This is a genomic window from Oculatella sp. FACHB-28 (assembly GCF_014696015.1).
Lineage (GTDB): Bacteria > Cyanobacteriota > Cyanobacteriia > Elainellales > Elainellaceae > JAAUTN01.
This window is the reverse complement of sequence record NZ_JACJPJ010000077.1, coordinates 56,519-65,904: the sequence shown is the minus strand read 5'-3', so window position 1 is coordinate 65,904 and position 9,386 is coordinate 56,519. Positions and strand designations below refer to the sequence as shown.

The following is a 9,386-nucleotide window of genomic DNA, read 5'->3' as shown; positions in this document are numbered from 1 at the left end:
TCATCGACATGACAGAACAGGGATTCTAGACTAAGCATGGGGCGGTTAGATGAGTTAAAAATTAGGTACTTTCAACTCTATCTATTTCGCCCCTCCTTATCCCGAACTCACGTTAGATACGGTTGGTCGCTTTAACGCAGGCGATCTGGATGTCCTGCTCCTCAACCGCTCCGGTGCGACGGGCATTAACCTTCATGCTTCTGAGAAGTTTGCCGACCAGAGGCAACGGCATCTCATCGTGGCGCAGGCAGAGCGGGACATCAACTAGGTGATGCAGATGCTTGGTCGCGTCAATCGCTTTGGTCAGGTAGTTGAACCCAAAATCACGCTATTGATGTCTGACCTGCCTGCTGAGAAGCGTTTAGGAGCGATTCTTTCCAAAAAGATGGCGATGCTCAACGCCAATACTACTGCTGCTCGTGATTCTGCCCTCTCTGTCTCAAACGTGGTGGATTTCATGAATCCCTACGGAGAAGAGGTAATTGGCGAATTGTTGGAGGATAATCCAGAGCTAGACGCGAAGCTAGCATACCCCACCGACAATCTTCAGGGGGAATCAGAGACAGAACTGATTAGCCGCGTGACCGGACGAATTTCACTGCTGTGCATTAACGAGCAGGAGAACCTGTACACGCTGATTGAAACCGAAACCCTTGACCTGATTGCCCAAAAAGAAGCAATGGGTGAAAGCGTCCTTCGCGCTGAACAGCTCAACCTGGATGCTAGAGTCATTGCTCGGATGGAAGTAATTCCTGACACTTCCAGTGTTCAGAACGAATTCACGGGTTCCGTTTATCTGGATGTAACGGATACAAAAGTTCCGGTCAAGCCTCTCACCCAGCTTCAGGTGATTAATCTAGTGCGCGAGAACCTGAAACTGAAGGCACTCAAACAGGTAAATGACCATGACTTTGATCAGGTCAAGCATCAAGCAAAACAACAGACGAGGGAGGCGATCGCCCAACTTCGGCAGGATGTAAAGGACTATCGATCACAAATCCTCCATAACAAATATGACTCTTACAGCCGCGATAAAGCTAGCGATCGCCTCAAGAAACAACTGGCGCATGTCACCTCTCTCCTGTGGAAATTTCCGCCTAATCAACCCATCACATTGTCTGTTTGCAATGATTGGCAAAATGTAGAGTTTCTTAAGTTCTGTAGCTTTGCATCCGGATGATATAAATGTACTACGCATGAGTTAGTGCAAACGTACTACTAAACTAATGGAGCTTGTATGACAGCACAAAAGCTACCCCAAATACGCGCAACAGATACAATCCACGATAGGCATGAAAGGCTCGTTCTGGAGAAACAACAGCTTGAGCAGGAGATCAGGCAACTGCAAGCTGACATTAAGCACATGGAGAGTAGCGGAACTGGAAATAAGCCAAACATTGCTTAACGGAAGTCTGATGTTAGCAAAAGAGGTTTCTGTCTTAATAGAAACTAAAAACTCAGTCGTCCGGATCATTACGAGCTATCTGGTAAGTAGTGAGTGAAACCCTTACTACTTACCAGGTTTCTATGGATACAAATTACGAATTGCTACCCCTTGATGAGTTAAGCGATTTACACAGTAAGCTTGTTGAGGAAAAACAGCAACTAGAATGGGAAATTTTCAATTTGCAAGAGGAAATTGGTCAAAAAAATTCTCGCTTAGGAGATGTTGAAAGTAACTTGACTCAGATTGCTTCGGTCTTACAAACCCAGATTTAGCTAACTGATCCTTCTCTTTAGATAATCAATTCGTTCTGTAATTTCCTGCTGTGCTATCAAACCTAAATCTTCAGGCATTCTATTCTTTAGTTCATCTAAAGCTGCTTCATATATGGCAGAGTTAGATAAAAACTGAGGTACTTTAGGCGCACGTAAAAGTTTTGTTTTCTGCTCTAACAAAGAGTGATAGATCAATTCAAAATATTGTTTAAGTTCTAAATTAAATCGTCTAGATTCAGATTCACTCAATCTTAAGCTGGGAAACCGCTCTAAAGTAGCCTTACCAACTTTCTCTGCTAATACAGCTTGATTAGATAACCACCCTAAAGCTTCCTCCAATTCTTGGACTCTACTAGGTTCCATTCGGGTTTTTAACTCAGCTTCGGTTACGCTCAACTCTTGTTCAACTTTTGCTACTTTCTTTATTTTAGAAGCCAACTCTGCACGGCGTTGCTCCAGTAGTTCCTTTTGTTCAGCTTCTTTTTGAGAAGCAATGGGCGTTTCAACTTGAGTAACCTGAATATCACTCAAACCTAAGTATTCCTGTACCAGTTTCAAATCATTTCTGGCTTTATTGTCGAGGGGATAACCATACTGGTTAATAGCATCTAAAAAAGCTTCTCTGTAGCTGTCTATATATTCTTGACTGGCAGCAGGGGTTAGAATTTCCTGCTCAATCAGTTGTACCTCGCTATCTGTTAGTCCTCGCTTCTTCTGCAAATCTCTTAGAATGAAGCGTTCACCTCCAGAAATTTCACCATCGGACGCAAATTCATAAAACTTCTGTCGGTAAGTAGCAACATCAATCTCTTTTTGCTTCTGTTGACGTTGTTTGTTACGTCTTTCAATTAAATCTGCTACTACTTGTCGAATTTGCTGGGTTACAAATTGAAAGGCAGCATCTCGATCAGGAAAACTTGTGACGGGTTGAGCGTTTTTCGGAACAGCTTGTAGCTTGCTGAAGGGGGCATTGGTCCAGTCAGCACTCCTCAGAATAACCGGAATTACGCAAGCATTTCCCGAATCGTGCAATTCCATTGCTCGTTTAATTTCGATATCCCAACAATAGCGAGATGCAATGAAGTCCGAACTGATCAGGAGCAGAATGATATCAGCGGTTTCCTGATTGATATTAATCTGGTCATCCCACAAGTCCCCAGCCAGAATCTTGCGGTCATGCCAACTTGAGATTAACCCTTGATACTCCAGAATCTTTAAATGGTTTCCTAACTCATCCCGCAGGGCTTCATCCTTATGAGAATACGAGAAGAAAAGCTTAAGCGATTCTGCCACAATGCTAGCCTCTATCGACGCAAGTAAATTTGCTTATGAAAGTAATTTTTACCTGCACTGATTATACTGACGCTTTTTCCGTTTGGGTAGACGATCGCTAGTCTCGTCGACGCCATTCCTAGCTTGGGTAACTTCCGGCTCAATCAGGTTAAACCGCTAGAAGATCTCGTAAATCTGAATCTCCGTAACCTCGCTCTGGAAAATCTCAACCTGAACGATTGGGGCAGCCAGACAATTGCAGCGATCGCCTCATACCATTCTTGGTCAGTTCTCGCTTGGTGATCTCTCCCAAAACTTGAACCAATATAGTCTCACCCAGATTCCTGACTTAGATCAGATTCCGCTCGATCTCCTGCAAGATTGGCAGACCACCTTTATCAACAGTGTGCCAGGGCTAGCACAAGTGCCAATGCAAGCTATCCGAGTGTTCCATTCTCCGGGTACTTCGGCTTTGTAGCGATCGCCGATGTTGCCTACGGACACATGGAACACTGTCAAACACCCACTCGCCGTTCTATCAGCGGTAGCAACAAAGTGGGCTTCAATTATCAATGTGCTCAAGCTAGAGGTTGCTCCAATCTGGAGCTGAGTTCGCCCACTTCTCTTGGCATAGCAGGTGATCCAACCTTACATGGAGCGCAGTGGATCAAAGGCGGAACATCACCTGGTGGACAAATGGTTCCCGGTGGAGAAGGCATATTGGGTGCAATCAATAACGGCATGGAACCGACTGGACGATTGCCCTTTGGCTCAGCATTCAAAGTTGTGCTGATTGACACCGACGAGTCAAAAGGGCTGGGCAAGTTCGGACTGTACTTTCGCATCTGTCATCGAGGAATACCTGACCTCGGCTGCACTCCTTACTTCATTGGTCCTGTTCCCTGGTTTTCGGTTCACGAAAAGGATTTGGTCTTTGTCGGGTTAACTCCTGGGACTCCGCCCAGTGATATCCCTCAACCACCGCCACTGCCACCAGAAATTCAGCAGCAGATTGATGATTTGATTGGAGCCAATACTCCAGACAGAAGCTCATCAGCCATTCAACTCGATAGCGATTGTGTTGCCAGAGTCCTGACAAAAGTACCTGCTAGCGATCGCACCTACGCCACTCAAGTTATCCCCGCACTGCTGAGAGAAGCGCAACGAGCAGGAGTCACTGACCCCGCCCAAATCGCTTACATCCTGGCAACAGTACAGGCAGAAACTAACTTTCACGCCAGGGACGAAGAGGGTGGCTACTGCGGTCGGTATGGTTCCGGCTGCTTCTACGGCCGGGGACTAGTGCAAGTCACCTGGGAAAGTAACTACCGGGATTGGTCGAATCGCTTAGGGATTGATTTTGTCCGCCATCCAGAGTTGATGAATCGACCTGATATCGCTGCCAGAGTTGCCGTTTGGGGAATGCGAGATGGCACGTTTACTCATCATCGGTTGGGACAATACATTCGTGGCTCCAACCGTGATTTTGTGAATGCACGCCGCATCGTGAATGATAGCGATCGCAACCGAGAAATTGCTAGATACGCAGAAAACTACTACTCTGCCCTGCAACAGTGCAGCGCGATCGCCAGCACCACCGCAACCGGAGGCACAACTGTAAACCGACCAGGACAATTAATCAGTCGTTCTACGGGTAATACTATTCAGCAGCGCATCGTCAATGCTATCAACGCTCGCTACAACGAATCCACAGCGGCAGGGCCGGATGGCGGAAACCTTACCTGTGCCTGGGAAGTGAACCGTGTGTTGCAGGATGCGTTGGGACACACCATCGGTGGAGCAGGCTGTAAGGACAGTGTGAACTGTGTCGATGGTCAACTTCAACGAGGCGCAGGAACACGCATTAACACATCTCAGGCTCATGCAAAACCCATTGTGGTTTGGTATGACCACCACATTGGGTTTTGCATCAATGATGGTTGTTCTCAAGTGATCTCTAATTCTTCCAGTGCGGCTCGGTTTCGTTGGGTGGCAAGCCGAACCTCCGTCGAATCGTATTACGGGGTTGGCAGCCGAATTTACCGTGTCAATCGATAATTCTCAAAGGTGATTTCAATGATTGCTAAGACAGTTCAATCCTTTATTCTGATTTTGATTGTTACAGGTCTAATTTCACTACCTGTTTCGTATTTGTTCCTACCATCTCAACCCGTTCTTGCCGATGTTCAAGCAGATGAACAACAAGTTCGGCAAGCTGTTGTTACAGCTCTGACCCGTCCTGGTCAGCCCGCAGATGCTAATCCCAGAGCAACTCATGTGGCGATCGTGGGTGACTATGCACTGGTTGACTGGCGGCTGGGAGAAGGCGGTGGAGAAATGTTGCTAATGAGAAGGCAGGGGAGCTGGCAGAAGATTGCTCAAACTGGTGGAGTCATGGGCAGTAGCGAACTGATTGAGCAGGGCGTTCCTGAGTCCACAGCAATTCAGCTAGTTCAACAGATACAAGCGCAGTGGGCACGATGATATGAATCGTTTCACCAAACCGAGATGGTTCGCCTATCGCTCATCGCTCGTTCTCCTCACTTGTTTCATCCTCAGTTTCCTGCTGGTGATGCTACCTGCCAAACTGTCTGGCAGTAGTTCGAGCCAACCTGCATTACTGTACCCAATACGGTCTCCCAATTCTCCCGAACGCAGTGCATTAGAGCATCGTCCCCTGCCCCTTTCGAGGGTTGAAATTCCAGATGAGGTTAAAACCTGCATAGAATCTGGCGCAGAGCGAGTGGATCGGTTAGGGACTGTGCAAGATCGGGGAAAAACCTTTTATCTCCTAGCAGCTTACTCAGATTTTGTGACTAACGACCCATTCAACGCTTCAGATGAACTGATTGCGATCGCCCCTCAAGAAGGTTGTATCCGATTGGTTGATTCTCAATCCATTCGTCAACCCCTTAGCGTTTATCTCTCCCCTCGCACAGCTCAATCTTTGGAGGAGCAACGCTTTCGCCGCTACATCACTCTGCTAGGAGGAGCAGACCAACTTCAACAACAGTTGAGTGATCGTATCGATGCAGCTAAAGGAAGCTATTTGCTTTCAAAGGAGCAAGTTCAAGCATTGCGGCAACTCCACATTCAAATTCCCAGTATCTACCAACTTCTGCAACCAGATACTTTCCTTGGTTAAGGGTCATGCTGATGCGACTCAAAGTGATTACGTTATTACTCATTTCAAGTCTTTTAATCGGCTGTAGTTCCGTTTCAGCCCGATCCCCTATACCTCTTCCTATCGCGAGGACTGTGCTACCGCTATTCCAACCCGTTCTCACGCAACTTCAAGAACAGACTCAAATTCCAGTTGTACTGCCCACCTGGGTTCCAACCGATGCTCTGGTTCCTTCACCAGATGACAAACCTCAGCCCTACATTGATGTGCCCTTAACAAGGGATGGACATTTTCAACAAGTATCGGTTTCGATTACAACCAGCACTAGGGGTGCTTATGAACTTTCCCTCAATGCTGCACCTAATTGTCCGGGAGCCTTTCACTGTTCCTTCGGATTACTGGCAGGACAGCAGGTTTACCGAGATACTCCATCAATCTAATCAGAGTATGCCTTTGAGAGCCAACCTGACTTTCAACCGATCGCGCGATCGCCCGAATCAATGGGTGAAGTCACCCTGGCACAGGGAATTCACGGTTACTTTATCCCGTTTGTTTGCGGTGCAAATTGCGACACCTCAAAAATCATCTGGGAACAGAACAGCTACCGCTATCGAGTAGGCATTCGTATGGCATCGAAGGCGACAATGATCCGCTTCGCAAATTCCGTCATTGAAAACGAGTTAAAACCATGACTACAACCATTCAAACAGTTCACACAAATGCAGAACAAACGGAAGCAATTTTGGAGCTAACGAAAGCATTAGAGAGCGTGATTCAACAAGGAGCAATCACTCCTCCTAATAACATCTCAATCTTCTTCAATGGTACGGAAGTATACCGCTACCAATCCTCAGACGGCAGCATCTTCTGGTGGGGAAATGCCTCACCTTAATTGCAGTCCGTCACAAGAGTCACTCAACATTACCACACCGCAGTCAAACAGGAATTCTAGTGTATTAGCACTTGAGCCGGAATCAAAAATGGTGTTATTTGTCAGCAAAAAGAAAGCCACAGAAGCTCTCGATTTAAGTGGTGAAACCTTGAAACGGTATCGACTTCAGGGTGAATGGATTGAAGGCGTTCACTGGGTCAGAATCAATAGTCGCTGTGTTCGGTATAACCTGGAATTGATTCAAGACTGGTTTCACAACCGCCATGATCCTATAACTCATCTCAAAGCAATTGAAGCTTACCAGTCCAATCTATTGAGTAATTAGAAGCAGGGAAAGCGAAATAGATAGAACCACATTCCCATCACATCAAAATGTTTAATCAGAACAATTTAGTGAGCATTCACACTATTCCCAAGATTGGAGATGTCTCATTGCAGCTATCTGCTGTTTTACAAAGTTTCAGCTATCCGCATCGTTACTTGGGTAAGAAGTTATGGTGGGAATGGACTAAGAAACGCAGAAAAGTGAGCGCTTGCAATAGTTTCGTACTGATCTTGCCTCGACTTGTCAATCAAGTTTTGATGGAACTTCTACCGCTATTTCAGAATAGCTTTAATAAAGGTACTGATTCCGCTGCAATTCTTATCATCTGATGCCATGTAGCATTTAGGTGTCGCTACATGGCAATTTACATTTAGATAGATTATTGAGGTGGAACTTCAGTATCGCTTGATGATTCAGCTTGCCCCAACCCAAACGAAGGAACCTGAATGTGAGCGATCGCTCCTGCATAGTGTTCTTCAATAACCTGAACGGAGGTGCCACACCAATCTGCAACCCTCCTTGATGGAATGCCATCCTCCAAACACAGTGTGATGAACGTGTGCCGGCAATTGTATTGAGGCAAATACTCCTTGACCTTACCTTCTTTGATCAATTGGTTAACGACGGGTCGCCAGACTCGATTTAGGAAATTATGAGTATCAATTTCCTTGCCTCCTTTAGCAGGGAACACTAAATCATCAGATTGATAGTGTTCTGGTCTGATTGCGCTGAAGATGACCCTCAACTCTTCGTTAATTGGGAAGTATCGCGGTTTGTCAGTTTTTGTGACTTTCCGAATCCGTACATCTGTTGCAACAGCCTCGCAAAAGTAAATACGGTTCTTTTCAATATGCTTCCATCTGAGAGCGATCGCTTCCTCTGGTCTACAGCCTGTGTGAAACAGAAATTTGACATAGGAAGCATAGTAGGAATGGGGCACAGGGGCAAATTTAGATGAGTAGGTGTCATGCTCAAAGGCAGAGATAATAGCAGCCACACATTCTCTGGAGAAGGGTTTTCGAGAGACTCGACTTTTCCTTTTGCTTTTGATTTCCTGAGCAAGTTCCTTGAAAGGGTTCTCAGAAGCCAATTTCTTACGGATTGCCCAGTTACAGCAAGCACTTAACTGCTTGAGTGTACGCTTGGCAACTTCTGCCGAATAGTTGCTTAACAAATGAGCTTGAATACTGATGGCATCATCTAGGTAGGGCTTTGGAAATTTCTTGATCCGTTTCTCGATTTTTCCATAGTCCCGAATAATTGTTGTCTCCTCCAAGTGCTCTTTCTGAAAGTCAGTATATTTTTACCAAAGATCAAAAAGAGAAAGCTGAGGTGGTGTAGAAAGTGGTGTAACAGGTGTAACGACACTCAGGGCAGTCTGCGGTTTATATTTCTCCAGAGTCAAGTCGAGCCGCTCGTAAATAATATCCGACTCGATCAGTTTTGCTTTTGCCTCGGCAATTTTCCGATTAACTACCGTATCAGAAAGTCCAAGGGAAATGTAGTGCCGTTTTCCTGCATAGTTAAACCGAAGCTGGAGCCGATCGTTGGAAACAATAATGGCGACTGTGCCCTTGCTATGGCGTTGTTTAGGTTGCTGCATGGCTGGTTCCTTAGTACGTTTGAACCCCTTGCAGTCCAGCATAACTATTTTATAGTTCGGATGAACTAGATTTTTACACCAGTTTTACACCAGTTTTCAACCTGAAATGACCCAAACTTACCTAAAAAATTTTTGGGGAGGTCTTGTAAGAACCTCCCCAACTAGCTTCCAGAGCTTGTTTTACTGATGGCTCAGGCGGGATTTGAACCTGCGACCTTGGGCTTATGAGTCCCCTGCTCTAACCTACTGAGCTACTGAGCCTAACGCTGAACGATCGCCACCTCAGTCTTAAAACTGGGTTGCAAACTCAGCTTTATAAAATTAACATATCGGCGTGACCGATCGCTACAGTCAGTGGCAAACATTTTTGGGCGATTAAAAATTTGGGGCGCTCGCCTCCCAACTCGAAAGAGGGAAGCGAGCGCCCCGAAATTAGCCCAGACAAACTAGG

General features: G+C 46.0%; 13 protein-coding genes and 1 tRNA gene. 10 read left to right on the top strand and 4 right to left on the bottom strand.

Annotation, left to right across the window (positions count from 1 at the left end; translation table 11 throughout):
* The first annotated feature begins 277 nt into the window (after window positions 1–277).
* From H6F88_RS18560 to H6F88_RS18550, 3 genes are all read left to right on the top strand, one after another.
* Complete coding sequence (locus H6F88_RS18560) at window positions 278–1,180, top strand: hypothetical protein (RefSeq protein WP_206756454.1); 903 nt, start codon at window positions 278–280, stop codon at window positions 1,178–1,180.
* Window positions 1,181–1,237: 57 nt separating this feature from the next.
* Complete coding sequence (locus H6F88_RS18555) at window positions 1,238–1,405, top strand: hypothetical protein (protein ID WP_190644232.1); 168 nt, start codon at window positions 1,238–1,240, stop codon at window positions 1,403–1,405.
* 122 nt (window positions 1,406–1,527) lie between these two features.
* Window positions 1,528–1,719 carry a hypothetical protein gene (locus tag H6F88_RS18550; RefSeq protein ID WP_190644231.1) on the top strand — a complete coding sequence of 64 codons (192 nt, stop codon included), beginning with the start codon at window positions 1,528–1,530 and terminating at the stop codon, window positions 1,717–1,719.
* Here H6F88_RS18550 and H6F88_RS18545 read toward each other — a convergent pair whose 3' ends face one another.
* Window positions 1,720–3,012 carry a toll/interleukin-1 receptor domain-containing protein gene (locus H6F88_RS18545; RefSeq protein WP_190644230.1) on the bottom strand — a complete coding sequence of 431 codons (1,293 nt, stop codon included), beginning with the start codon at window positions 3,010–3,012 and terminating at the stop codon, window positions 1,720–1,722.
* A 360-nt stretch (window positions 3,013–3,372) separates the two neighbouring features.
* Here H6F88_RS18545 and H6F88_RS18540 point away from each other — a divergent pair, with 360 nt between their 5' ends.
* The 7 genes from H6F88_RS18540 (at window position 3,373) to H6F88_RS18515 (ending at window position 7,332) form a co-directional block, all read left to right on the top strand.
* Window positions 3,373–5,049 (top strand): hypothetical protein, encoded by a 1,677-nt coding sequence (locus H6F88_RS18540; protein WP_242050597.1) that lies wholly within the window; start codon window positions 3,373–3,375, stop codon window positions 5,047–5,049.
* Window positions 5,050–5,067: 18 nt separating this feature from the next.
* The gene (locus H6F88_RS18535) at window positions 5,068–5,475 is read left to right on the top strand and encodes a hypothetical protein (RefSeq protein ID WP_190644229.1); all 408 of its coding nucleotides are present in this window, start codon (window positions 5,068–5,070) and stop codon (window positions 5,473–5,475) included.
* Window position 5,476: 1 nt separating this feature from the next.
* Entirely contained in the window at window positions 5,477–6,136 is a 660-nt protein-coding gene (locus tag H6F88_RS18530; protein WP_190644228.1) for a hypothetical protein, read from the top strand.
* 113 nt (window positions 6,137–6,249) lie between these two features.
* Complete coding sequence (locus tag H6F88_RS32710) at window positions 6,250–6,555, top strand: hypothetical protein (RefSeq protein ID WP_199333681.1); 306 nt, start codon at window positions 6,250–6,252, stop codon at window positions 6,553–6,555.
* A 60-nt stretch (window positions 6,556–6,615) separates the two neighbouring features.
* On the top strand, window positions 6,616–6,807 hold the full coding sequence (locus tag H6F88_RS32705; protein WP_199333680.1) for a hypothetical protein: 192 nt from the start codon (window positions 6,616–6,618) through the stop codon (window positions 6,805–6,807).
* On the top strand, window positions 6,804–7,007 hold the full coding sequence (locus tag H6F88_RS18520) for a hypothetical protein (protein WP_190644227.1): 204 nt from the start codon (window positions 6,804–6,806) through the stop codon (window positions 7,005–7,007). The genes H6F88_RS32705 and H6F88_RS18520 overlap by 4 nt, the downstream gene beginning before the upstream one ends.
* A gap of 88 nt (window positions 7,008–7,095) precedes the next feature.
* Window positions 7,096–7,332 carry a hypothetical protein gene (locus tag H6F88_RS18515; RefSeq protein ID WP_190644226.1) on the top strand — a complete coding sequence of 79 codons (237 nt, stop codon included), beginning with the start codon at window positions 7,096–7,098 and terminating at the stop codon, window positions 7,330–7,332.
* 379 nt (window positions 7,333–7,711) lie between these two features.
* Here the strand turns inward: H6F88_RS18515 and H6F88_RS32700 are convergent, their stop codons facing one another.
* From H6F88_RS32700 to H6F88_RS18505, 3 genes are all read right to left on the bottom strand, one after another.
* Window positions 7,712–8,329, bottom strand: coding sequence for a tyrosine-type recombinase/integrase (locus H6F88_RS32700; RefSeq protein WP_199333679.1), 618 nt, complete (start codon window positions 8,327–8,329; stop codon window positions 7,712–7,714).
* Window positions 8,330–8,635: 306 nt separating this feature from the next.
* Window positions 8,636–8,935: a DUF3596 domain-containing protein gene (locus H6F88_RS32695; RefSeq protein WP_199333678.1), complete on the bottom strand. Its 300-nt coding sequence runs from the start codon at window positions 8,933–8,935 to the stop codon at window positions 8,636–8,638.
* Window positions 8,936–9,122: 187 nt separating this feature from the next.
* A tRNA-Met gene (locus tag H6F88_RS18505) sits at window positions 9,123–9,196 on the bottom strand.
* Window positions 9,197–9,386: the final 190 nt, after the last annotated feature.